At 39.4% G+C, this 25,090-nt stretch carries 18 protein-coding genes and 4 pseudogenes; 13 read left to right on the forward strand and 9 right to left on the reverse strand.

The features are described from left to right. The first annotated feature begins 248 nt into the window (after nt 1-248). A complete protein-coding gene (locus NPUN_RS15515) occupies nt 249-2,174 on the forward strand; it encodes a transglycosylase domain-containing protein (protein ID WP_012409536.1) in 1,926 nt (641 codons plus the stop codon). Between the two features lie 23 nt (nt 2,175-2,197). Here NPUN_RS15515 and NPUN_RS15520 read toward each other — a convergent pair whose 3' ends face one another. The 4 genes from NPUN_RS15520 to NPUN_RS15535 all read right to left on the reverse strand — a co-directional run bounded on the left by NPUN_RS15520 (nt 2,198) and on the right by NPUN_RS15535 (nt 4,513). After that, complete coding sequence (locus tag NPUN_RS15520; protein ID WP_012409537.1) at nt 2,198-2,494, reverse strand: type III secretion system chaperone family protein; 297 nt, start codon at nt 2,492-2,494, stop codon at nt 2,198-2,200. Between the two features lie 19 nt (nt 2,495-2,513). Further along, nucleotides 2,514-2,951 carry an RrF2 family transcriptional regulator gene (locus NPUN_RS15525; RefSeq protein WP_012409538.1) on the reverse strand — a complete coding sequence of 146 codons (438 nt, stop codon included), beginning with the start codon at nt 2,949-2,951 and terminating at the stop codon, nt 2,514-2,516. Nucleotides 2,952-3,285: 334 nt separating this feature from the next. Then, a complete protein-coding gene (locus tag NPUN_RS15530) occupies nt 3,286-3,675 on the reverse strand; it encodes a DUF1634 domain-containing protein (RefSeq protein ID WP_012409539.1) in 390 nt (129 codons plus the stop codon). A gap of 1 nt (nt 3,676) precedes the next feature. Further along, nucleotides 3,677-4,513: a sulfite exporter TauE/SafE family protein gene (locus tag NPUN_RS15535; protein ID WP_012409540.1), complete on the reverse strand. Its 837-nt coding sequence runs from the start codon at nt 4,511-4,513 to the stop codon at nt 3,677-3,679. A gap of 569 nt (nt 4,514-5,082) precedes the next feature. On the opposite strand from NPUN_RS15535, the pseudogene NPUN_RS15540 reads away from it, so the two are divergent. Continuing rightward, nucleotides 5,083-5,805, forward strand: a pseudogene (locus tag NPUN_RS15540) (D-alanyl-D-alanine carboxypeptidase); the annotation flags it as partial. Here the strand turns inward: NPUN_RS15540 and NPUN_RS15545 are convergent. Further along, nucleotides 5,777-6,970, reverse strand: a pseudogene (locus NPUN_RS15545) (IS4 family transposase). The pseudogenes NPUN_RS15540 and NPUN_RS15545 overlap by 29 nt on opposite strands. 104 nt (nt 6,971-7,074) lie before the next feature. Here NPUN_RS15545 and NPUN_RS15550 point away from each other — a divergent pair. The 5 genes and pseudogenes from NPUN_RS15550 to NPUN_RS41910 form a co-directional block, all read left to right on the forward strand. Beyond that, a pseudogene (locus NPUN_RS15550) lies at nt 7,075-7,683 on the forward strand (D-alanyl-D-alanine carboxypeptidase); the annotation flags it as partial. A 69-nt stretch (nt 7,684-7,752) separates the two neighbouring features. After that, entirely contained in the window at nt 7,753-8,478 is a 726-nt protein-coding gene (locus NPUN_RS15555) for a response regulator transcription factor (protein ID WP_012409541.1), read from the forward strand. Between the two features lie 910 nt (nt 8,479-9,388). Beyond that, nucleotides 9,389-10,831 carry a glycosyltransferase gene (locus tag NPUN_RS15560; protein ID WP_012409542.1) on the forward strand — a complete coding sequence of 481 codons (1,443 nt, stop codon included), beginning with the start codon at nt 9,389-9,391 and terminating at the stop codon, nt 10,829-10,831. A gap of 163 nt (nt 10,832-10,994) precedes the next feature. Next, a complete protein-coding gene (locus NPUN_RS15565) occupies nt 10,995-11,768 on the forward strand; it encodes a sucrose-phosphate phosphatase (RefSeq protein ID WP_012409543.1) in 774 nt (257 codons plus the stop codon). 39 nt (nt 11,769-11,807) lie between these two features. Then, nucleotides 11,808-11,954: a hypothetical protein gene (locus NPUN_RS41910; protein ID WP_167315632.1), complete on the forward strand. Its 147-nt coding sequence runs from the start codon at nt 11,808-11,810 to the stop codon at nt 11,952-11,954. A 47-nt stretch (nt 11,955-12,001) separates the two neighbouring features. On the opposite strand, the gene NPUN_RS15570 is transcribed toward NPUN_RS41910, so the two are convergent. The 3 genes from NPUN_RS15570 to NPUN_RS15580 form a co-directional block, all read right to left on the reverse strand. After that, on the reverse strand, nt 12,002-14,248 hold the full coding sequence (locus tag NPUN_RS15570; RefSeq protein ID WP_012409544.1) for an HD family phosphohydrolase: 2,247 nt from the start codon (nt 14,246-14,248) through the stop codon (nt 12,002-12,004). A gap of 440 nt (nt 14,249-14,688) precedes the next feature. Beyond that, a complete protein-coding gene (locus tag NPUN_RS15575; protein WP_012409545.1) occupies nt 14,689-15,573 on the reverse strand; it encodes a DUF2382 domain-containing protein in 885 nt (294 codons plus the stop codon). A gap of 224 nt (nt 15,574-15,797) precedes the next feature. Beyond that, nucleotides 15,798-16,712 (reverse strand): S-layer homology domain-containing protein, encoded by a 915-nt coding sequence (locus NPUN_RS15580; protein WP_012409546.1) that lies wholly within the window; start codon nt 16,710-16,712, stop codon nt 15,798-15,800. A gap of 645 nt (nt 16,713-17,357) precedes the next feature. Here NPUN_RS15580 and NPUN_RS15585 point away from each other — a divergent pair. From NPUN_RS15585 to NPUN_RS15610, 6 genes and pseudogenes are all read left to right on the forward strand, one after another. Further along, nucleotides 17,358-18,641: pseudogene (locus NPUN_RS15585) on the forward strand (DUF389 domain-containing protein). Nucleotides 18,642-18,743: 102 nt separating this feature from the next. Continuing rightward, nucleotides 18,744-19,559: an ion transporter gene (locus NPUN_RS15590; RefSeq protein ID WP_012409547.1), complete on the forward strand. Its 816-nt coding sequence runs from the start codon at nt 18,744-18,746 to the stop codon at nt 19,557-19,559. Between the two features lie 32 nt (nt 19,560-19,591). Beyond that, nucleotides 19,592-20,599 (forward strand): mechanosensitive ion channel family protein, encoded by a 1,008-nt coding sequence (locus NPUN_RS15595; RefSeq protein ID WP_012409548.1) that lies wholly within the window; start codon nt 19,592-19,594, stop codon nt 20,597-20,599. Further along, entirely contained in the window at nt 20,596-21,945 is a 1,350-nt protein-coding gene (locus tag NPUN_RS15600) for a DUF2254 domain-containing protein (protein ID WP_012409549.1), read from the forward strand. The genes NPUN_RS15595 and NPUN_RS15600 overlap by 4 nt, the downstream gene beginning before the upstream one ends. 44 nt (nt 21,946-21,989) lie before the next feature. After that, the gene (locus NPUN_RS15605; RefSeq protein WP_012409550.1) at nt 21,990-22,589 is read left to right on the forward strand and encodes a DUF2238 domain-containing protein; all 600 of its coding nucleotides are present in this window, start codon (nt 21,990-21,992) and stop codon (nt 22,587-22,589) included. A 33-nt stretch (nt 22,590-22,622) separates the two neighbouring features. Continuing rightward, nucleotides 22,623-23,783 carry a trypsin-like peptidase domain-containing protein gene (locus NPUN_RS15610; protein ID WP_419788432.1) on the forward strand — a complete coding sequence of 387 codons (1,161 nt, stop codon included), beginning with the start codon at nt 22,623-22,625 and terminating at the stop codon, nt 23,781-23,783. A gap of 197 nt (nt 23,784-23,980) precedes the next feature. Here the strand turns inward: NPUN_RS15610 and NPUN_RS15615 are convergent, their stop codons facing one another. Continuing rightward, nucleotides 23,981-25,078 (reverse strand): AI-2E family transporter, encoded by a 1,098-nt coding sequence (locus NPUN_RS15615; protein ID WP_012409552.1) that lies wholly within the window; start codon nt 25,076-25,078, stop codon nt 23,981-23,983. Between the last annotated feature and the right edge of the window lie 12 nt (nt 25,079-25,090).

Genomic DNA, 25,090 nt, shown 5'->3' on the forward strand with positions numbered 1-25,090 from the left:
ATTTTTCCAATAAAAGCAATAAAAGCTTAGTTCATAATTACTTGTATTACTAACCGATTTTTACCCGATTTTTGCCCTTTATCTCCACAGCTATTTGTTAAAATACTTTTAAAATCAACTCCTTCTGCAATTGTGCATCACATTAAGTATTCTTCAAATAAATTTAACTGTTTATTTGGAGAAATTTTATTTTCTTTATATTTATATAGGTAAAACCAAGATTTAATAATTGAGGAAATCAAATTGCCGTGTCATCCTTTAAAACTTTTGCAGAGAAACAATCACAAGTTCAGACTTTACCTACTTCTGAGTTTTTGAAAAAGGTCGGTCAAGTAACTGGTGGCACACTCCTATCAATTACTATGCTATCAAGCTCCGTGCTGGCTGGAGGGTTAGTTGGTTTAGCCATTAGTTTCCGCGATTTACCAGATGTTAGACAACTACGAAGCTTTGTACCTTCAGAAACAACTTATATCTATGATATTAAAGGCAAGCTTTTAACACGTATACATGGGGAAGCTAATCGCCAAGTAGTGCCTTTAGATCAAATTTCCCCAAATTTAAAACGAGCTGTATTAGCTAGTGAAGATAGTCGCTTTTATGAGCATCATGGTATTAATCCCGGTGGTATTGGACGCGCTGCATTAGTCAATTTTGCATCTGGGGAAGTGCGAGAGGGTGGTTCTACAATCACCATGCAGTTAGTGAAAAATATTTTCTTATCTCAAAAACGTGCTTTTACCCGAAAAATAGCAGAAGCAGTATTAGCAATTCGCTTAGAGCAAGTTCTTAGTAAAGATGAAATATTAGAAATGTACCTCAATCAAGTTTACTGGGGTCATAATAACTATGGTGTTCAGACAGCAGCACGCACTTATTTTAAAAAATCAGCACAAAATTTGAATCTGGGCGAATCAGCAATGATGGCGGGTTTAATTCAAGCTCCAGAAGAATTTAGCCCGTTTGTCAGCATGAAGCTGGCAAAACAAAAACAAAAAGAAGTATTGGGGCGAATGTTAGACCTGAATTGGATTAGCCAACAAGAGTATAATGATGCCCTCAAACAAAAAATTAAACTTGGTCAAATTAGGTCATTTCAAGGTAGCGCTTTGCCTTATATTACCAACACCGTAGCTCAGGAATTAATTAAAAAGTTTGGGCGTGAAACATTGCTCAAAGGAGGAATGCAGGTACAAACTACAGTAGATACTAGCTTCCAAATGATGGCAGAAAAAACTATTAAGAAGTGGCATCAAACCCTTGAACGTCAGGGATTAAATAATAATCAAATGGCTCTAGTGGCAATTGATCCTCGCACACATTTTGTTAAAGCACTAGTGGGTGGTGTAGATTCAAAAACTAGCGAATTTAATCGAGCAACTCAAGCCCACCGTCAGCCAGGATCTTCTTTTAAGCCGTTTGTTTACTATACTGCTTTTGCTAGTGGTAAATTTACACCACGTACAACAATCCTAGATACTCCGGTTAGTTACCGTGATGGTAACGGTTGGTATTCTCCCCGAAACTACGATAATAGCTTTATGGGAGCAATACCAGTTCGCACTGCTCTGGCTCTGTCTCGTAATATTCCTGCAATCAAGATTGGCAAAGCTGTGGGTATGAATAAAGTTATTGAAACTTGCCGTACTTTGGGAATTATGAGTCCAATGTTACCTGTGAGTTCTTTACCACTAGGTGCAATCGGTGTGACACCGCTAGAAATGGCTAGTGCTTATGCGACTATTGCTAATTACGGCTGGCGATCGCCTCCAACGATTATTGCCCGTGTTACTGACGGTAGTGGCAATGTGTTAATAGATAATACTCCTCAACCTCAGCGAGTGCTTGACCCTTGGGCATCAGCAGCAACTTTAGACGTGATGCAAACAGTAGTTAGAGAAGGAACTGGTAGAGGTGCAGATATAGGTCGTCCAGTTGCAGGAAAGACGGGTACAACCTCTTCAGAAAAAGATATTTGGTTTATTGGTACAGTACCGCAGTTAACAACTGCCATTTGGGTAGGGAGGGACAACAACCGACAATTATCTAGCCACGCGACAGGCGGAGGTATGGTTGCTCCTATTTGGCGTGATTTTATGCAGAAGGCACTCAAAGATGTACCAGTAGAAAACTTCCAGCCACCTTCTAATTTTCCTCGTCCGAAATCAAATTAAAAATGTTCTAAGCTGAAACGCATTTAATTTTTCCAGATGAAAACCTCACAGCAAGTATTCAGAACTTTATACCTCATTGCTTCACTACTAGGTATTCTCAACTTTTGATAAACGCCACTCAGTTGAACACGTTCTGGTGGTTGATGCAAGGTTGCACAGCATCTTTGCACTGCCGCTTGATATTCACGCCATTGCTTACGAATGGCTATACTAGTGACATCATTACCTAAGTCTTCAAATTTTAGCCCAGCCCGACTAAGCCAAATTTCCACGTCAGTTGTTTCACCAAAAGGTTCGGAAAAAAGATTATTGTTAAACATTGTTACAATATTTACCTTTTTATATATAGTACATAAGTTCCATTTGTTGACGTTTAGACCGTCTTTCCCAAAGGTCTTGGAGGGAATGCTTTTGAAAAACGAAGTTAGCTGCTTGACAGGCTTCTTGCCAAACCTCTTCCACTATGCTCGATTCCATAGTGTCAATAGTTGTATTGTTGGCAGGTGCATCAATTTCTACTCCCTCTATGGCAGTCAAAACATCTAAAACTGTGATTTTTCGGGGGTCACGTGCTAAGATATAACCGCCCTTAGCGCCACGTATGCTATTAATTAAACCTTGACATCTTAATGTTGCCAATAGTTGTTCTAAGTAGCGATTTTGTATGCCTTTTAGCTCTGCTATTTGTTTAATTTGCATTGGATCGCCATTCTGGTAGGAATCTACCAATGCCAACATCGCTAGAAGTGAGTATTCAAATTTATTTGGTAGTCTCATCAGGCTAGATACTATACAAGCTTTTAAACTTGTAATTCTATCTAAACTCTAAAGTAATAAAGTAATATGAGCTATTTCGATTTTTTTTCAAAAAGATAAACAAGAATGATTGACAAAATAGTAATTTAAAGGTATGCGTGTGAGTTTTCAACTTCTAACATTGTTCTAATAAACTCTTGAAGTTATTAAAGAAAGTATTGTACTAACTATTATTTTTTCCTTGCACCCTTCGCCTTCTGCTCCCTCGGCTTTAACAGCTTGTCATAAGAGAGACAGGAGTATCTATTCTTTGTACAAGAGTAACATAAGTAATACTAAGCCAACTTAGACCTATCTAAGAATATTTTCCAATGAGACTGTAAATTAGCCCAGCCAGTACAATTAGAGTCACAATTACATAGGTATAATCTTTGAGTCGAACAAAGGCTAACAGAGAAAAAACAACTCTCATAACTGGAGTAGCAATCAGTAGCAGTAGTCCTAGTTGAATAATGCCCCGGTTACGACCTGATAATATTGATGTTTTTACCCCGGCTGGAGTGCGAAACTCTGCTGGTTCTCCCCGAAAAAACTGGTAATTAGGAACCTCAGTCCCGTGGCGAATTAAGTACAAAATTCCACCCGTTAGAACCAGAACGCTAGCAAGGATGACCCCGACTCTTAACAGATTGCCAATAAATTGCTCAAAACGCTGCTCAAACTTAGTACGTCTGTTTAGAACCATTTTAAAGCCTCCCAGTTAGACCTTTGTAGATCATTTCCAGCGCCAGTACCAAAATCACACCACTGAAAATATTCCGCAAAAGTTGTACCCTGGCTCTGACAAGTACTCGCGCCCCCAATACAGCACCGCACAGTACTCCCAACATCACTGGCATTGCTAATCCGGGGTCGATATAACCTCGGTTTAGATATATTCCTGCACTAGCTGCTGCTGTTACTCCAATCATGAAATTGCTGGTAGTTGTGGAAACTTTGAATGGAATATGCATTATTTGATCCATTGCCAGCACTTTGAGCGCTCCCGAACCAATACCTAGCAAGCCGGAAAGTACACCAGCTATAAACATTAGCCCAAATCCAAAGGGAACACCACGCACGTTGTAAGATTGTTCTCCCGTAGAAGTTGGATAAGTACTATTTAGCTTCAAGCGTGTTGCCAGGGGATCTGGCGGTAAATTATCGATGTTTTCGGAGTAGGGTTTACGAGATAGGTACGCACTATAAAGTAAAACAATCCCAAACACAATAGCGATCACTCCAGTAGAAATCTTCGCTGCCACAACTGCTCCAGCTACAGCGCCGAAGGTTGTTGCTATTTCTAGGAACATCCCTAGCCGCATATTAGTGTAACCTTCCTTTACATAAGCAGAAGCTGCTCCACTAGATGTAGCAATCACAGATAGTAAAGAAGCACCAATCGCATAGTGGAGATCCACTCCACAAACTACAGATAAGAAAGGAACAATTACTACGCCACCACCCAAGCCTGTCAAGGCTCCTAAAAATCCAGCGCTTAAAGAGCCGAACCATATTAATAGCGAAAAATCCAGAGTATTCAAGGTTTATTCTCCACTATTTGGTTTTATGGGTTAATACACCAATTAGTTTCACACTGGTTAGTTGGTTTTACTTTATATTTTTTCATTTCTAAAAACAAATATTTTTTCTTATTAATTGAATAAAAGTTTTTAATCATATTGTATATATAAGCATTGAAAAAACTGTCAAAATGACAAATTGTTTATAGTTTATTCCACTAAATTTTTAGCAAATTTATAAAACAGATATTTCACCAGCTAAACTACTGTAAAACTAGCAAAATATAGTAGTTTTTTGAACGTCACATTTATGCCATAACTTGGTCATAACTCTGTCATAACTATGTCACAGATGGCTGTTATTGTGGATGTTTTCTTAACAGATATTCTCTACATTCGATCGAATATGCTCTTTTTTATAGTCTTAAGTACAGTTTGCAGTAAAGCTGGTGAAGTAAATACAAGTAAGAGTTTCTGATTGTTGGCATCTTATTGATGAGGCTGATTTATAAGAATTTACAAGTCGAATTATAAGACTGAAGAATTTAGCATAGCAAATAACGTAATCCCATATTAGAGAGGAATAAATTATGCTTGAGTTATTAGGTTCAGGCTTAGTAACGCTGTGGCTACAAAAAGCTGGAATCCAAATCAATTATTTAGATGCTTTAGATGCACTAGCTTGGCAAATTAGTCCTAGCTTGGTTCTTGCCTCAGATCCAAATCCATCTGGAAACACTACAGTGCAAGAATATCTTCAGAAGCTAATAGCATCAAAACTGATAGCACAGAATTTGAAAGAAAACCAAGGGGTTTGGATACAGTCAGGGCCAATGCTTATGGCTAATCACCAAGGCACAACACCTCTGCCAGCTGCCTCTTTAACCAAAATTGCTACTTCATTAGTTGCTTTCAAAACCTGGGGACCAGATCACCAATTTGAGACTTTGGTAAGTGCCACTGGGCCGGTAGTAAATGGGGTATTGGAAGGTGATTTAGTCATAGCTGGTGGTGGAGATCCAATGTTTGTTTGGCAGGAAGGAATAGCTTTAGGAAATACTCTCAATCAAATAGGCATCAAACAAGTAAAGGGAAATTTGGTAATTACTGGTAACTTCGCCATGAATTTCCAGCGTTATCCATTCTTGGCAGGTCAAATGCTCAAACAAGCACTAAATTATGCCACATGGAACCGCTCTGTTATTTTCCAATACTCAACTATGCCCAAGAGAACACCAAAGCCACAAGTCATAATTACGGGTACTATTAAAGTAAATTTACAATCTACTCCCCAACAAACTTTGTTAGTGCGTCCTGAAGGGGCGACATGAAGCCTATAAAGCTGACTGTATAAGCTTCATAGCTCTCATCCCTTGTAAATAATTCTCTAGTTTATGACGACTTAATCGCATTAAATCTTGAACTAAACTCCAACAATCACCAATGAAATTAACCCAGTTCTGTGCATAAAGACCGATATAAAAGTTACTATGCCTTCTGTGAGAACGTCCATATTCTTTGGGACGTGCCACATATTTTGCAATTCCTTTACTCTTAATATTCTGACCTTGTAATGTAGCAATAGTGTAAGCTAATGAGATGATTAAAACTAAAGCAATAAACCGCTTACCTTCCACATTTGTCTTCTCTAAATTGTAACCGCCACTTTTAAAATCTCTAAACATCTCTTCTATATCAAAGCGCTTTTGATATGCCGGAATCGCCGTTATTTTACTATTCATGTTAGTTAAAATAAACCATCCTTCTTTGGCTTTGTTTTGACGGTAATTCTTTTTCCATTTGCAAGCCACATTAAATCCCTTCACTTGTTTAGTTTTTGTTAGCGTTGCATCTGATACAAAAAAAGATGTTCCTGGTTTTAAACCTAAATCTTTTATTTCGCACCATAAATGAGCTTTCAACTCAATATTCTCATTTTTCTTGAGTCTCAAACAAAACTCAAACCCTTGTTCATCAAGCCATTTCCGCCAAGCTCACTGAACAAAACTCTCTATCTCCTAACACTACCGTTTTATAGTTTTTAAATAAGGGAATTATCTTTGATAATGCCTTAGTTTGTTCTGATAAGTTACTACTACCTAATTTTGCTAAAAGCTTAAAGTATATCGGTATAGCTCTTTTTTGAAAAATTACACTAATCATTAGTAGATTTTTTCTTTTCCAATTCGTCCTATCAATTGCTAAATAGATTCGGTGATTTCCGAGGAAAGTTTGAGCTAACCATCGTTCAATTATGGGAAACCATAATTCTTCTATATTCAATATTGGTAATGATAGAAACCTTTGTAACTTCTTCCGTCTCGACTGGCATTGAATGAATAATGGTCGCGACTCTGATATTTTCTCTAGTTTCACATCTTTGATATTTTGTACTACGTTAATCACCAGCGTCAGAAATATTAATTCGGACTGTGAAAGTAAACTTTGTAGATGCTTCTGGTATAATTCAGGTAATATTTTCAACAGATAGGTCTTATTGACAATACTGACCTATCTTTTTTTACCATAATTCGCTCAACTTAATACAGCACAAAGGCTTTCGGGTGCTTGTCCCCCCTTCAGTAGTGCGTCACCAGTCTTTGCCTTTACAACAACTGATCAAGGAGATGAACGTTTTTAGTAATAATGACATGGCAGAGATGTTAGCAGAGTCAGTGGGAGGGTTTAGTGTAGTCCAATCAACAGCTGCTAACATTGCTGGAGTACCACAGTCAGAAATTCAATTAATCAATGGTTCTGGACTAGGCCCAGAAAATCGCATTTCTCCTAGAGCAATTTGTGCAATGTTCATGGCGCTAGAGCGGGAAGCAGTAGCTCATCATATGAATTTGGCTGATTTATTTCTCACTTCCGGGTTGGATCATCGAGGCACAATTCACCGCAGACATATTCCTGTTGCGACTGTAATTAAAACTGGGACATTGCATGATGTCAGTAGTTTAGCTGGCGTGATGCCTACACGCGATCGCGGTTTGGTCTGGTTTGCAATCATCAACCGTGGCACAAACCCAGCAGGTTTCCGTTCTGAGCAAGATAAACTGTTGCAAAACTTGATGAAACAGTTGCAACTACCTCAAGTAGTTCCTAGTATCCTAACTCCCCACTTAGCAATGAACTCTTTACCTCAAATCGGTGTAGACAGTCGTAATGAAATTTTATTCAGAAACTAGCCTTTTCAAAAGTTATTTTTCTAAAAAAATATAGTATTATCTATTTTTTAATATAGAAATATTATCACAATGCGTATTTTAGTAGTCGAAGATGATGTTCAGCTAGCAGAGATGCTAATGGAAGCCTTAACTGACCGTCAATATGTGGTAGATATAGCTCAAGATGGAGAGGAAGCATGGGATTGCATCAAAGTGTTGGAATATGATTTGGTGGTACTAGATATTACTTTACCCAAGTTAGATGGTGTAAGTTTTTGTCAACGGTTGCGATCGCCTATGGTGGGGCGTAGCCCATCGCCTACATCAAGGCATACCTTATCGCGCAACATTGCAATACCTGTACTCATGTTAACAGCACGCGATACCCTTGGTGACAAAATTACCGGGTTGGATGCTGGCGCAGATGATTATATGGTCAAACCTTTTGAAATGCCAGAGTTAATGGCTCGTGTTCGCGCCCTGTTGCGCCGCAATAGTGCCGCAACATCTTCTTCAGATTTTGGTTGGGGTAGTTTGCGTTTAAATTCCAGCACTTATGAAGTCACTTATGCTGACCAGCCTTTACATCTAACACCTAAAGAATTTGCTCTTTTAGAACTAATGGTTTCTAGCGGTCGGCGGGTACTAAGTCGAGCCGGCATTATTGAGCGCATTTGGTCGCTTGATGACCCTCCGAGCGAAGAAACTGTTAAGTCTCACATTAAAAGTTTACGGTATAAACTTAAAGACGTAGGTGCTGCCGATGATTTTATTGAGACAGTTCATGGACTAGGCTATCGCTTAAAGCAGCTTTAGAAAACTAACCGATTTCTACCTTATATTTGCCCCTTATCTCCACAACTGATTGTTATACTTCAATTACATTACTGAAATTAACCTCTTCTTTTACACTAGAACACTATTATTCTCCAAATCTATTTAATTATTGATTTGGAGAATTTTAATTTTTATCTAACTAAACTAAAAAATATATAATTACCCATTTTTAGATATTTCTATTTTGAAATCTTTGGATGGCTGAGAATAAGTTTCACCACCAATACTGCTCGGTTAAAAACATTTGTAGGTTGGGTTGAACGAAGTGAAACCCAACAAAGCCCCAGAAATGTTGGGTTTCCTTCCTCAACCCAACCTACGAAATTGAAGTTTTTTGAGCTTAACCGAGTAGTATTGGTTTCACCACAGTGTCAAGCTTATGTTGAATCTTCAGTTTTACAGAGTTCTATTTGCTATAGGTAACGCTACATGAACAGTTAAAATTTAACTATTAAGATAAAAATTAATTTAGATAGCATTTTTTATTAGTAACCGATTTCTCACCGATATTTAACCGATATTTCAACTTTTAAAATGTAACATCTTGAAACGCAAGCATTTTGGTAAGTTTATTTCAGTTTTAAAGAAATTTTTATGCCCGATTTTTCAATAAATATTTATAATATTGTTATTAACAATAAAGAGTATTGCAAGCTTAGACCTTATGCATTAGCTAATCAAATATCAATTCATGAAGCAATACGGTTATTAATTGATTCTCTTCCAGAATGCTCTCCAAATAATAACAAATTAAGTAGAAGCCATTCGTTTATGTTTACTAGAAAGTTTTTACAAGTTTCTTTCGATGATAGGTAACTTAATAAATAATTTTTTCTCCAAGTTACCTAGCTGTGAATTTTTGTACCACATACCACAGTAAATTTTGATTATGAATACTCTTGCTTCTTTAAATTTAGTTAAATCTCTAGAAAATTCTGCTTCAGAAACGCCAAATTCTCAACCCGTTTATGCCCTAATCTCAGTTCATGGCGATCCGACAGCTGAAATTGGTAAAGAAGGGGCAGGTGGTCAAAATGTCTATGTGCGAGAATTGGGATTAGCATTAGCAAAACGTGGCTGTCAGGTTGATATGTTTACCCGACGCGAATACCCTGACCAAGAAGAAATTGTGGAATTAGCACCAGGATGTCGCACTATTCGTTTAAATGCTGGGCCAGCAAAATTCATTACTAGAAACGATTTATTTGAATATTTACCAGAATTTGTAGAAGCCTGGCTGAATTTTCAACAACGAACAGGGCGCAGCTATACCTTGATTCACACTAACTATTGGCTTTCTGCTTGGGTAGGATTAGAACTTAAATCTCGATTGGGACTACCCCAAGTTCATACCTATCACTCTATAGGTGCAGTTAAATACCGCAATATGGAAAATCCGCCGCAGATTTCTGCAATTCGTAATTGTGTGGAGAGGGCAATTTTAGAACAAGCAGATTATGTAATATCCACTAGCCCTCAAGAAGCGGAAGATTTACGTCAGTTAATTTCGCAACATGGTCGTATTAAAGTCATTCCCTGCGGGATTAATACTGAACACTTTGGTTCTGTCAGTAAAGAAGTTGCTCGCCAACAGTTGGGGATTGCTTCAGATTCTCAGATAATCTTGTATGTAGGACGCTTTGACCCCCGCAAGGGAGTTGAAACCCTGGTCAGAGCTTGCGCCAATTTGCCTTCAGCATTTCAACTCTATCTAGTTGGTGGTTGCCGTGAAGATGGAGCAGACTTCAAAGAACAACAGCGCATTGAAAGTTTGGTGAATGACCTGGGATTGGAAGCCGTTACAGTTTTCACTGGACGAATTTCTCAAGCACTGTTACCTACTTACTATGCCGCAGGGGATATCTGCGTTGTACCGAGTTACTATGAGCCTTTTGGTTTAGTGGCGATTGAAGCAATGGCAGCCAGAACACCCGTAATTGCTAGTAATGTGGGAGGATTGCAGCATACGGTAGTGCATGGTGAAACTGGATTTTTAGTTCCTCCTCGTGATTCTAAAGCATTGGCGATCGCTATTCACAGTTTATTACAAAACCCGACTCTCAAAGAGAGCTATGGCAATGCTGCACAAAATTGGGTTCAGTCTCGTTTTAGCACTCAGGGAGTTGCCGCCCGAGTTCACGAACTCTATCAATCTTTAACACTTGATACATTTATTCAAGAAATTATTAAAACTAAAAAGTTAACTCCAGATTTGGAAAGACAAATCCAAAATTTATTGAAATCGAAAGTTTTGAAATCTAATGAAATTAAAGCTCTAGAAAAATTAATTGACTCTTTTTCTAATGACATTGTGCAGTGGGCAACCAGTTAAATGATATCGTTGTCGGTCAAAGACTGATCATTAATACCGCAGTTCTTGCTAAGAGAAGGCTTGCCTTGAGCGACTTGCCTTGAGCAGAGTCGAAAGGAGCCGAACGGGAGCAAGAGGAAAGAGATTTATCAATACTGTACTGTTTTAGTAGGAACAAGCAAATATGAAACTGCTTTTGGTGATTGAATTAGATAATACCTTGGTTGGTAACAATCGAGCTATTGCTGCTTTAAACCAAAGGCTAGAAGCTATACGCAATCAGATTTACTTAGTCTATGTTACTGGTCGCTCTTATGCTTCTAGTCGTCGCGTGATAGCACAAGAACAGCTTTTGAAACCTGATTATTTAATCGCTAGTGTAGGTACTGAAATTTATCAACAGGGTGTGCTTTTAGAAAAAGATTGGGCAAATCAAATCTCAAAAGATTGGGATTGGGATGCAGTTTGGACAATTGCTAGCTACTTTCCTGCGCTGATACCCCAACCCGACAGCGAACAAACCCCCTATAAATTAAGCTTTTGGCTAGATATGGATGCGCCACTTGAGGTTATCCATGATTTGCAGGATTTGTTAACTTTTACTGGATTGCAGTCTGAGGTAATTTTTAGCAATGGGCGGGACGTTGATATCATACCCAAGAACAGTAACAAAGGTGAAGCAGCTGCATATCTGCAAGAATTGCTGCAAGCGCAATTAGATGCAACCGTTATCTGTGGAGGTTCTGGAAATGACATCAGCTTATTTCAACAGCCATCAGCTGGGATTATCGTTGGTAATGCCCAAACGGAACTTCTATGGTGGTATTATAAGACACATTACCCTTGGCACTTTTTAGCTCACTACCCTGGTGCTGCGGGTATTCTTGAAGGATTGATTTATTTTAATATTTTGCCATTCCCTAATAGTTGGAAGGCGATGGGCTACGCCCCACCATAGGCCAATACAGTTCAGTTAAGCCTAAAATTCTTACTGAAAGTGAATTTTTTTAACGAACCGCCAACTCTTAGAGAGGCTTCCGCCAACGCGCAGCGTCTCCAAGAGTTGAACGCCAATGGCGCAGAGAGAAGAAAGAAATTCTTCACTGAACTGTATTGCACCATAGGCGATCGCAACCATTTCTAATTAACTCTATCGCACTTTGTAAATCCAGGAGTAGCTTTAGCTAATATCTAAAGTTTAGGATAGGCAATCCGTTGGTGATGAAATTGCTGCCAAACCTGGACAAAAATATGAGCAATTTGAGACATCTCTGCCCGTGTTAACCCGGAATCTACCAACTGATTATCCTGCCAACGTGCTTTCAGGATTTTATTTACCATTGCCAGTGCTGCTTCTGGGGTTGCGTCTTTGAGGGAGCGTAATGCCGCCTCACAAGCATCAGCCAATATAGCAATCCCCGTTTCTTTGGATTGAGGAATGGGGCCGTCATAGCGGAAATCTGATTCGTGTAAAACTTTTTCAGTATTTTGTTGCTGTTGCTGTGCTTGTTGGTAGAAATATGCAATTAAAATGGTTCCTTGATGTTCGGGAATAAATGCCTGAATAGCGCTCGGTAGCTTGTGTTGACGAGCCATTACCAACCCTTCGCTCACATGTTTTTTGATAAGTTCGGCACTTTTCCAGGGATCATTAATCACATCGTGTTTATTAATACCTCCCATTTGATTTTCAATAAATCCTAGAGGGTCATGCATTTTACCAATGTCATGATAAAGAACCCCAGCCCTAACCAATTCCACATTACAATTTAATGCTCGTGCCGCAGCTTCTGCTAGAGTAGCGACAAACAGTGTGTGCTGGAAAGTTCCAGGAGCTTCATCAGCTAGGCGTTTTAATAAAGGTCGGTTGGGATTGGACAATTCAGCCAGACGAATAGGTGTGACTAGATCAAATAAAGCTTCTAGGTAGGGGCTTAAACCTAGTGCTAAGATGCTCCAAACTAACCCTGCTAAACCGTTGAGGACTGCTGCACCCAGCACAGCATACCAAAGGGGTGCGATCGCAGTGTTGACCAACAAATAAACTACTCCCTGCGTCAATCCAATTAAGATTCCCAAGGTAGCTAATTCCTCCCGCGTTCGCAGTGCTTCTCTACCAGGGAATCGCCATTGTCCCGCCATCAATCCGCCCAGAATTCCGCCAGCTGCACTAGGTACTAAATAATGCCAGCTAAGTTCCGTTCCCATTGAAAGCAATATGGTCAGTAACACCATAACAGTACCCCCGATCGCAGTACCGTAAAAGCTACCAACAAGCAAACCAATAGCAGGTAAGCCTGTAAATGATTTGGTCAAGAAGATTAGCAACGGCGCACTGAGGGTAAGGAGCAGTATCAAAAGATAATCGCTCGGTCGTAATTTGGCGTAAATCCGTCGTTCTACGAGTTTGAAAATAGCCACAGCCAATCCCACCATCCCACTAAAACGAATCAGATGCAGCCAATCGATTCCACGTTGGCTCAAGTGAAAATGGTCTAATAGGACAAAATCAGCCTGGGTAATTTTTGCGCCAGCTTTAACGGTAACTTCACCTTTTTGAATGCTGACGATCGCCGGTTCTACTGCTTCGGCTGCTTGTTCTGCAATCAGCTTGGTTTGCTCAATATCTTTAATTAGATTAGGTGCGATCGCGTCTGATAGCAATCGCCTTGCTAAAGGTTGTGCTGTTTCTGGCACAGAAACACTCACCTGCATCCCGATTGCAGAGTTCAGGTTCGTCTTGGATAACCCTGGATAAATGCCCTGTGCTAACATTCGGTCTAAAGTTTGACGCACTTGGATTTGAGTTTTTTGCCAATCTGTATCAGACAGGTTTAAGAAAGTGGCATCGTAAAGGGTTTCGGGTTGGGCATAGACGCTTTGCGTGTTGTCTTTAGACATCGCGCTCAGGGCTTTTAGGCTGATATTATAGCGCTGACGAGCTTGGGCGATCGCTTTTAATAGTTGAGCAAAAGCCTGGGAGGAGTTAGACTCTCGGTAAGTTCGCAGTTTTTTCACTGCTAGCTGCTGGGCAGAATTTAAACCAGTTAGATTGCTATTTTTATCCAAACCTCGTAATACTTGCTGCCATTGAGGTTCTGGTGCTTGTCGCAGGTAAGTTTGTGTAGCAGTGGACAACACTGAAGTCTTAACAAAGGGAAAATTGTCCAAATTTTCGCGGATTTGATTGCCTTTTGTGAATAATTGCTGGAGATTTTGGTGAATTTGCTCATTAATTACTGGATCGTCAACCCAGACTGCTGAAGCACCGCTACGAGCCTCCCTGCGTCTTTCTTCTGTTGTTTTTACATCTTCAACATTGGCTGAACTTGGTGCGGTAAGTGTTTGAGGAGCTATCTTATCTACATCCAGCTTTGGTTGGTTATAAAAACGGTAGCCTAGTCCACTGGAGAGAGATAGTACGACAAACACAAACATTCCAGCAGAATAGAGACGGTTTTTTAGATGCCATCGCTTACTCTTAGGTCTAGTTTGCCTGTAATCCCTACGAAATAAACTCAAACATCACCCCCAAAAACTACACCACTATAGTGCTTGTTCATTATAATTGGGCAATTATCGATATCAGTGACCAATCTATTTTATCTACAACAAAACTTACTTTACATTCCTCCCCTATCTAACTCACTACCCTACTACCGCAGGTATTCTTTAAGGATTGCTCTATTTTAATATTTTGCCATTCCCTCACAGTTGGCGATAGGCTACGCTTCACCATAGGCGATGGTTGGGCAACAGAACCCGCATAGCGATCGCAACCTATTTCAAATTAACTTTTAATGTTAATGAAATATCCCCGCACTTTGAAAAGCTAAGTAAGTGCGGGGATATTTCATTAACAGTTATCTCAAAGCCATTTAGCTTTTTCTCTTATGCAACCGCTCATCATTCGTATTAACGTCTAATTCCTCACGACGAACATTACCTTCGGCTTCAACTGTATCCTGTTCAACTACTTTCTTAATTTTTACTTCCTCACGCAAAACGGCTTCTTTCTGAATATCAGGAGTTTCTTCATAAATATCCATCCGAGTAACTTCTCCTTCACGGAAGTTAGCCTCAGCAGACGATACAGTTCTACCAGCTTCGTTTGGAGTAGTGCGTTCAATGATTACGCGTTCTTTTTCAACTGGCACAGCAACTCTTGCCGTCTCAGTTTCAACGTGTTTGCCAACAGATACTTCTCCTGTCTTAACACGGGATTTATTGGCAACTAAACGTTCTTCGTATAGTTTCAGATTTTGATGATCCTGCTGATTCATACCGTAAAGATTTGGTTCATTTTGATACGTGTATGTATTGCGATCGCTAGAGGCTGCTGGAGCATCTACAGGTATCGATGTCTCCACAGGTGTTGAGGTACTTAAAGGTGCTTGTCTTACTGGAGTACGATAAACTCCACGCACCCGTTCCTCATAATCGTAATCAATATGTTCCAAATCATTAAAATCTGGTAAATTTTCTACTTGCTCCTTTGTCAGCCCAATAGCATACACGCGTCGATTGTTATAGCTTATTTGAGAACGCCCAATTGGTAACAATACTTGTCTACCAAAAAACCAAAAACCTGTATCAACAACTAAATAGCGGAAATGTCCCGAATTATCCACCAAGATGTGTTTGACAGTCCCAACTTTATCGTCATTTATGTCTGAATAAACATCGAAATCTCTAATTTCATAATCCTTAAAATCTGCATCATCATAGTTACCAGCAAAATCTTCGAGTTTATATAAAGGCATATTCTTTTTCCTCCAATCTCTATATTTACAATTGTAAAGATATAATTTTTTACTCCTTCTTTCTCAAGAAATATATTAATGTTTAAAAAATCATTACTGTGGAGTTAATAGCTTAAACAAATTAGCGTCAATCAAACCCAAACTAAACCTCTGCATAAGATTATAAAAGCTTATAACTAAGTTATTAAACCTTAAATCAGCAAAAGTCTTGGATGAATTCGCAGTTATTGAGCATTTTCTTTGTTGACAGAAGTACGAACAATATACTGATTTGCAGGTAAATTAATAGCAATTGGTTTTATCTTTCCTTGGGAAACTAAAGTTTGATAAACTAAAGCTGTAATCTCTCCTCTAGTTGCAGGTTTACTTGGATTAAGAACTTTAGGTTTTGGATAGTTGACCACTATATTTGCTTTAGTTGCTGCTGCTACATCTCCAACTGCATATTGCGGAATATTATTGGCATCTGCGTAAGTGTTAGTAATAATAAATGACGCAGGACGGTTAAGATTTACAGCATTAGCTGCTAGGGCTGGGGCTTTTGATATCAATAAAGGCTGCATTAAAGTAGTAAAAGCGAGCGGCATTAAAATACGTCTTTTTACAGCTTTTTGTGCAGTTTTTTGAGGAACTACTCTCTGCATGACTGTGGGTAGACTAACTGCTGATGTATCAGTAGTTAGATTCAGACCTTTGTTTAAAGCAACTATAGCCTCAACCTTAGAAACTGATTGATTGGGACGAAAGTAACCACCAGGATAACCCGTCATAAATCCTTGTTGATATGCTTCTTCAATGGGACGAGTAGCCCAATAGTTAGTAGGAACATCTTTATATACAGCACCACTTTGTATCTGGCGAGTTGGTGGTTGGTCAAAAGCTTTACGAATAATTGCTGCAAACTCATCTCGGTCTACTGGCTGTTCTGGCCGAAATGTACCATCAGGATATCCAGTGACAATATTTCTTGCAGCCAAACCTTGAATAAATGGCTGTGCCCAGTAATTAGATTGAACATCACTAAAGGTAGTTGTAGGGGAAGATTGAGCAGATGTTTCTAATGTTCCAACTGCAAGTACTGTTAAATTTAAGGTTAGTAAAGATACACCTGCTGAAACGAACTTAGTTAACTGTGTCATAATCCATGCCCCCTGTTTTTTCAATTATTCATTATTTCTAATACTTCAATAGTGATTAACAAATAGTGGAGATTTAGTGGAGAAATTTCTCCCAAAACTTGAAATACTACTAAAGACTGACTATGCTTATTACTTTAGATATAGATAACGCAAAAATGAAAATATCAAAAACGTCAATGTTTTAGTGACGGCTTATGTTAATAGAAGAATTTTATAGCAATCTTATTTGAGTTGTGAAAAATATAGATTAGGAAACGAACCGCATAGACGCAAAGCGGCCTTCCCGCAGTGTAGGACGCAAAGAAAAGAAAGAAGAAAGAGAGATATAATTTTCACGAATTATTTAGGACTGCTATAAATCTAAGTAATAAAATCTAAAGCTTGCTTTTGAGAATAAAAATATAGCAGAGTTCTCCACGGCTTTTCCACTATTTAGATTTAATCTAAGTCTCAAACGATAAATTAATGAAATTTTCTTTATATAACTTTTTTGCTACCTTAACTATCAGTTATTTTACTATGTACACATTTTACGTACAAAAACTAAGTGTTAATTGAATATGAGATACATCTTTCAAAAAATCTTTCTTTGGATAGTAGAGTTATTGTCTGAAAACGCAAGATGGTTAGCGGTAGGAGGGTAGAATGCGTCAACTCATTATCCAAGTACCACGGGGAAATGGAAAAGCTGTTATCGATATTGCCAAATCTCATAACGGTACAAATCTAGCTCGATTTGAAGGAAATGGAGAAGAACCGATTGATGTGGTGATTGTTCACGTTTCTAATCGAGAAGTTGGCAAAGTTCTGGACAAGTTGCAAGACTTGCCCAAAGTACAAATTACGCTCATACCAACTGGTGTGATGACTCTGCAACCCCCTGCATCGGAAGCACCGCAACAAGTTGTAGATGTGGAAGAACGCAGTCCGATTGAGATTTTTCTTTCTGGTTTGCAAAGTGTTGGCTCTTGGCGAGGCTTTCTTGGTTATGCAGCACTCGCAGGCTTTGTTGTCTGGATTGGCTTGTATATCAATACAGCTTATTTGCTGGTGGCGGCAATGCTGATTGCACCATTTGCAGGCCCAGCGATGAATACAGCGATCGCTACTGCATGGGGCGATCGCAAACTCTTAGGACGGAGTATTTTACGATATTTTGCTGCTTTAGCAGTCACAATTGCAACTACTTGGTTACTTAGCCTGATATTACGGCAAGAAATTCCCACTAGTTTAATGGTAGAAAGTAGCCAAGTTTCAGCAGTCGCAGTGATTTTACCATTGGCAGGCGGAGCAGCAGGAGCGCTCAATTTGGTGCAGTCAGAACGGAGTAGTTTAGTATCTGGGGCAGCAACCGGAATGCTAGTTGCCGCTTCCTTAGCTCCACCTGCGGGAATTGTCGGTATGGCAAGTGCAGTCGGTAGGTGGGACATGGCAATTTCGGGACTGTTCTTACTGTTTTTGCAACTATGCGGCATCAACTTTTCAGCATCCCTTTTGTTCCGAATATTTGGGCTGTCTGCTTAAGGAACTCGCTATCAGCGTGGTAAAAAACGGGTATTCGGTATTGCTTTAGTGATAACTGTCATCGCATTGACAGGTTTGCTAACTTGGCAGTTTTCTCATTCTCCCAATTTACAACGCTCTAGCCTTGCCCAACGTGCCAACGCCCAAGTTCAAAAAACTGTAGAGCAAGTTGGTTTAGCAAAATTAGTCGAGTCGAATGTCCGCTTTACACGATCCAATATTCAAGGTCAGGATACCCTACTATCTGTTGTTTATGTGCAGCGCCAACCGGGAGTTACAGCATCTAGTGAAGAAATACGCGATCGCCTCACCCAATTAATTCAAACCCAATTATTGAAACAGGACTTAAATGTGACACCTCTAGTTGATGTCAACGTGCTAGAAACACCTGCTAGTAAACAATAAGCCCAATTCTCTAAAATACAGCAACAGATTCAAACCTAAAAATCTAATCAAATATGGAGATTTTAATTACGAATTACGAATTACGAATTACGAATTAATACTATGAGTAGTTCAAAGTTTTCAGAAAAACAAGCCCTAGAAAAAGAACGTAATGAAGTCTTACAACAGTTGGAAGATTGGCTAGAAATTCCAATGCTGGTGCTGGGCTTTGTATGGCTAGCACTATTCATCATCGAGATCATCTGGGGGCTAAATCCTTTACTGGAAGCCTTTAGCATCACTATTTGGATTATTTTTATATTAGATTTTTTACTTAAATTAGCGATCGCTCCTTATAAATTTTCTTATATCAAAAGCAATTGGCTAACAGCTATTTCTCTACTATTGCCAGCCCTGCGTACTTTTCGGGTTATCCGAGTTATACGGATACTACGAACAGCGCGGGCTGTGCGAGGGCTACAGTTGTTGCGAGTTATTACTCGTACTAACAGAGGAATGCGGGTTTTAGCAGCAAGTATTAGCCGTCGAGGGTTTGGTTATGTTATGGCGCTAACCATGATTGTTACTTTAGTAGGAGCAGCAGGGATGTATGCGTTTGAAAATGAAGTTCCTTTAGAATCTGGGCTGCACAATTACGGCAGTGCTTTATGGTGGACAGCAATGCTAATAACAACGATGGGTTCTGACTATTCGCCCAAAACGCCCGAAGGTCGGGTGCTTTGTTTTTTCTTAGCGTTGTATGCGTTTGCCGTGTTTGGCTACGTTACTGCTACTCTGGCAACGTTTTTTATTGGTCGTGATGCCGATGATGATGAAGCAGAACTAGCTGGAGCGAAATCGATTCAAGCACTTCAGGCAGAAATTACAGCTTTACGGGGAGAAATTCAAGAATTATTGCATCAGAATTTAAAACGTTGACATTAGAACAAATTAACTAGTGAGGAAACTTCATGAATGCAGAAATCTCGGCAGCTTGGGATAAGGTTCAAAGCATGATTAACGGATTTATGGCTTTGTTACCGAATATTGCCTTAGCGTTAATTGTCTTTATAATTTTTTTGTTTGTCGCCAGCAGAATTAAGGTATTTGTCAAGCGATTAACTCGCAATCGCCGCTCTGCCCGGAATTTAGGATTAGTACTAGGAAGATTAGCGCAAGGGTTGACAATTTTGATTGGGTTGTTTATCGCCCTTTCCATAGTAATTCCCTCATTTAAAGCAGGTGATTTAGTACAACTATTGGGAATTAGCGGTGTTGCAATTGGTTTTGCCTTCCGTGATATTTTGCAAAACTTCTTAGCTGGGATTTTAATTCTGTTAACTGAGCCGTTCCAAATCGACGATCAAATTGTTTTTAAAGGATTTGAGGGAACAGTTGAAAATATCCAAACAAGAGCCACTACAATCAGAACTTACGATGGTCGGCGGATTGTCATTCCGAACTCGGAATTATTTACTAATTCGGTAACTGTAAACACTGCCTTTGATAACCGACGATTAGAGTATGATGTCGGCATTGGCTACAACGATGATATTGACCGTGCCAAGCAGTTAATGCTAGACGCAATGCATAGTGTAAATGAAGTTTTAAAAGACCCAGCTCCTGATGTACTAGTAATGGAACTTGCCGAAAGCACTGTTAACATCCGTGTGCGTTGGTGGGTTCATCCACCACGACGCGCAGATAATCTTATTTCGCGGGATAAAGTGATTATTGCAATCAAGAAAACGCTTGTTGCAAACGGCATTGATTTGCCCTTCCCAACTCAACAAATTTTGTTCCACGACCAGACCGAAGAGACAGATGGAAACCGTTCCCGTCAGCGTGAAGGTTGGCCTGCGGGTAAAGGTGAAGTACCGAAGCCTCGCCGCATTAGCGATTCACTCAGGTTACTTGCTCAAGTGCGCTCCTCAGAAGATAACAACGGTAAAGTAGATTCTCAAATCAACGAACAATGAAAAATGTCAAGATAAGCAAACTGTGGGATCAGCTCCACTCAAGTTACTGGTTCATACCGGCGGTTATGGCGGTGGTAGCTACTGCTTTGGCTTTCACAATGCTTAATCTTGACCGTACAGGCAAGATAGACATTGATTATTGGTGGATTTATACAGGTGGAGCAGATGGGGCGCGATCACTGTTAGGATCGGTTGCAGGTTCGATGATTAGCGTTGCTGCTACAGCCTTTTCAATTACAATTGTGGCGCTTCAGTTGGCTGCTTCCAATTTCGGGCCGCGACTACTGCGTAATTTTATGCAGGATACAGGTAATCAAATTGTACTAGGCACATTTATTGGTACGTTCATCTACTGCTTGTTCGTACTGCGGACAATTCATGGAGAAGGAGATGGATACGAACAGTATGTGCCACAACTTTCGGTTACAGTCGGCACTTTACTCGCAATTATTAGCATTAGTGTTTTGATTTATTTTATCCATCATGCTTCAACCATAATTCAGGCATCTCACGTAATCCAAAATGTTAGTGAGGATTTACATTCAGCAATTGATCGGTTATTTCCAGAAAGAATTGGGCGTGGTGAACCAGAAGATAGACAAGGAATTGAAGAAATTCCTATGTCCTTTGAGAAAGAGTCTTTACCGATTCGAGCTAATGGCACTGGTTATTTACAAGCAATTGATAATAGGGAATTGATGGAAATTGCTTGTAAACATAATTTGCTAATACGCCTTCAGGTTAGACCAGGAAAATTTATAATTCAAGGTGGCAATTTAGCCTTGGTTTTTCCTGGAAAAAAAGTAAATAAAAAACTTACCAAACACATTAATGATGCTTTTATTTTGGGCAAAGAACGTACAGAACAACAGGATATAGAGTTTCCAATCGATCAATTAGTAGAAATTGCTCTGCGTGCCATTTCCCCTGGAATAAACGATCCATTTACTGCAATTCGCTGTATTGACCGAATTAGCGCAGGGCTGTGCCACTTAGTTCAAAAAGATTTCCCTTCGCCCTACCGCTACGATAAAAATAACAAATTGCGCTTCATTGCTGAAGGAGTCGATTTTCGAGGATTGGTTGATCGTGCTTTTAACCAAATTCGGCAGTATGGAAAGTCGGATGCAGGAGTAACTATTCGTTTGTTAGAAGCTATAGCTACTATTGCCACCTACACCAATAATTCTAAATATCAAGCAAGCCTACGCCATCATGCTGACATGATTTTACAAGATAGCCGTGAAGGACTCTCACAAGAACAAGACCGCAAAGATGTAGAAGAGAGTTATTATCAGGTCATTAAAAATTTAAATAATGATAACAATAATAAAGATTGGAATTAGCCAGAAAAAGGACGTTTTAAATTAATATTTTTGAGTTAGTAATTATGAGAAGTCTGAATTGGAAAGGTTATCGAACTATCGCATGGATAGGACAGGCTGTACTAACAATTTTTGTCATAGCCGCAGCAGTTCAAGGTAAATGGTCAAATGCTTTGGGTCTTGCAGTATTTCTTATTGTATCCTTTATATTTGTCATCCGAGATGATAAATTACCCACCTTGTTTGATTTTTTGTTTGTCTTGGCTGCATTGCTAAATGCTACTGGTTGGGTATGGAATTTATTTGGTATGCCAGGCCCCTATGACGAGATTGTTCATGCTTATACGACTTCTGCAATTACCCTAGCACTTAGTTTTTTAGTCTATGGTTCAATGTTGAATATATTTCGGAATCATACACTTTTGTATTTAGTGACAATTACTAGTTTTGGGATTGCTGTTGGTGCTTTGTGGGAAGTTATAGAATGGTCTGCTGGTAAGATTCTTAATACTCAAGTAATTGAAAGCTTGGATGACACCATTATTGATTTAGTTATGGACTCTCTGGGGGCTGGATTGGCAGCTTTTATTAGTCTTTGGGCGTTGCGAGATTGGACAAGTCGTAATGTAAAGGTAAATCATTCGCCAACTGAGACATCCGTTTAAAACACTTAATCTTCAATACTTACGAATATGATTATGAAGAAAAAATACATACATAAAGAGCAGGAAACTCCTAAGTCTAGTTTATTTGGTTTAACAAAAAAATCTCACCAAATCAACTTAGTAATTTTGCCTGAAAAGATTTTGACCGACAAGTTTTTTGTGAAGAAAACAATAACTCATAGGCTGGTATATTTAATAGTGATAGCAGCAGGATTTTTGAGTAGCTGTTCAACAGATTTTTCTGGAAAAGTTTGTCCTTCAATTGTTCCTTCTCCTACAGTTAATGAGTCACAGAGTCAAATTTCGCGCCCTCTGACACCAACTGCTGAGGACAACAATTTTGTGGTTGGAGTTGTTGAAAAAGTAGAACCAGCCGTAGTTCAAATTAATACTTCCCGAACTATTAGAACCCAAGTACCACAATTACCAGATGCATTAAATGACCCATTCTTTCGGCGCTTTTTTGGTGAAAATCTCCCTACACAACCTCAAGAGCGAGTAGTGCGCGGTCTAGGTTCTGGTTTTGTCATTGACCCCAATGGACGAATTCTCACCAATGCTCACGTTGTCAGCGATGCGGATACGGTGACGGTATCATTTTCTGATGGTCGTACTGTTGAGGGGAAAGTACTGGGGAAAGATGCTGTGAGTGATGTCGCAGTTGTGCAAATTCCTGGTACAAACTTACCAACAGTAGAAATAGCAAATTCTGATACTTTAAAACCAGGACAGTGGGCAGTTGCTATAGGTAATCCTTTAGGTTTACAACAAACGGTAACGGTAGGCGTTATCAGTGCAATCAACCGTTCCTTAAATCTTTCTACCAGACCTAGTAGTTATATTCAAACCGACGCAGCAATTAACCCCGGAAATTCGGGCGGGCCACTCTTAAATGCTCGCGGTCAAGTGATAGTCATTAACACCGCAATTATTCAAGGTGCTGAAGGTATCGGTTTTGCAATTCCTATAGATACGGCGCAACGAATTGCCGAGCAATTGATTACTAAGGGTAAAGTTGAATATCCTTACTTAGGGCTTCAGATGCTGACGCTAACACCCGAAGTTAAGCAAAGAATCAATAATTATCCAAATAGTAATGTCCGCATTTTAGCAGACCGAGGAATTCTTATTGTTCGGGTTGTCCCTAATTCCCCTGCTGCCAGAATCGGATTACGCCCAGGAGATGTTATTTAAACAATCAACAATCAAACTGTTAACAATGCTGAAGAAGTTCAGCAGATTCTTGCAAAGAATGGCTTGAATAATAACTTACAAATCCAAGTGCTACGCAACGGACAGAACTTACAATTCACAGTACAACCTGAACCACTGCCATCTCCAAATAACATCTAGTCTTAAGTTTGTCAGGGAGGTAATACCTACCTGACTTTTCAACTGTTTTCAACAGATGATTCAGACTTGCCATCTACCACAGCTAATACTTTTTCTTCGTGATTATCTTTTTTGTTTTCCTGCCAATTGTTGAGTACATCCTCGACCAAAACCTCTTTAATCCAAGTTTGGAAAACAATTACTAACGGGACGGCTAGAAATACACCTAAAAACCCGAAAAAACTGCCAAAAAAGACCACTGCTACTAAAGTAACTGCTGGCAAAAGAGATGCTTGGCTTTTCATCACTAAAGGCACTATAATTAGACTTTCAACCTGCTGAATTCCAAAATATAAGGCTACAACTGCGGCGATTTTCCAAGGTTCTTCACTTAATGCTAGCAGTGCAGGTGGAATCACGCTCAAGGTTGGCCCAACATTCGGGATAAATTCTAATAATCCTGCCAAAATAGCATTAACTAATGGCAATGGTACTCCCAAAATCAACAGTCCGACATAGCTGAATGAGGCAATGACCAGCATAGTAAGGAGCGTGCCTTTTATCCAGCCAGTCAACGAAGTTGCACATTTGTTCAGAATGTCATCAACTCGCTGACGATAAAAGGCAGGAAATAGCAGTATAAATCCGTGCCGATAGGGCAACGGATTTGCTAAAAGCATAATGGTGAGAGCTATAAAAAGCAACAAACCTAAAATAATAGAAAGTGAGCTACTGACCAAGCTAAAAAAGTTGTTTATTAGCCGATTTAACCAATCTTGTAAACCTTGAGTCAGATATCTAAGTCCCCGAATATTTTCTAACAGTTGGTCAGGAATTACATTCTGTAACCAGTTGTTCCATGATCGCAACCGTTCTAATGCCATAGGCATAATATTACCAAATTGTTGCAATTGGTCAACAAGACGGGGTACGATTAGCGCAAAAAAACCGACCAAAACAGTCAATAAAAGAATAATTGAGATGACAACTGCAATTCCGCGCTTGATACGAAATCTTTGAAAAAAGCTTACTAGTTGATTTAAGGCTGTGGCTAAAACTACTGCTGCAAATACCACCAAAAGTATTTGTCGAATTTGCCACAAAATGTAAAGAGATATAACAAGAGCGAGAAACCCTATTAATTGTCCGAATCGCATAATCTAGCCTCC

The organism is Nostoc punctiforme PCC 73102, assembly GCF_000020025.1.
GTDB lineage: Bacteria > Cyanobacteriota > Cyanobacteriia > Cyanobacteriales > Nostocaceae > Nostoc > Nostoc punctiforme.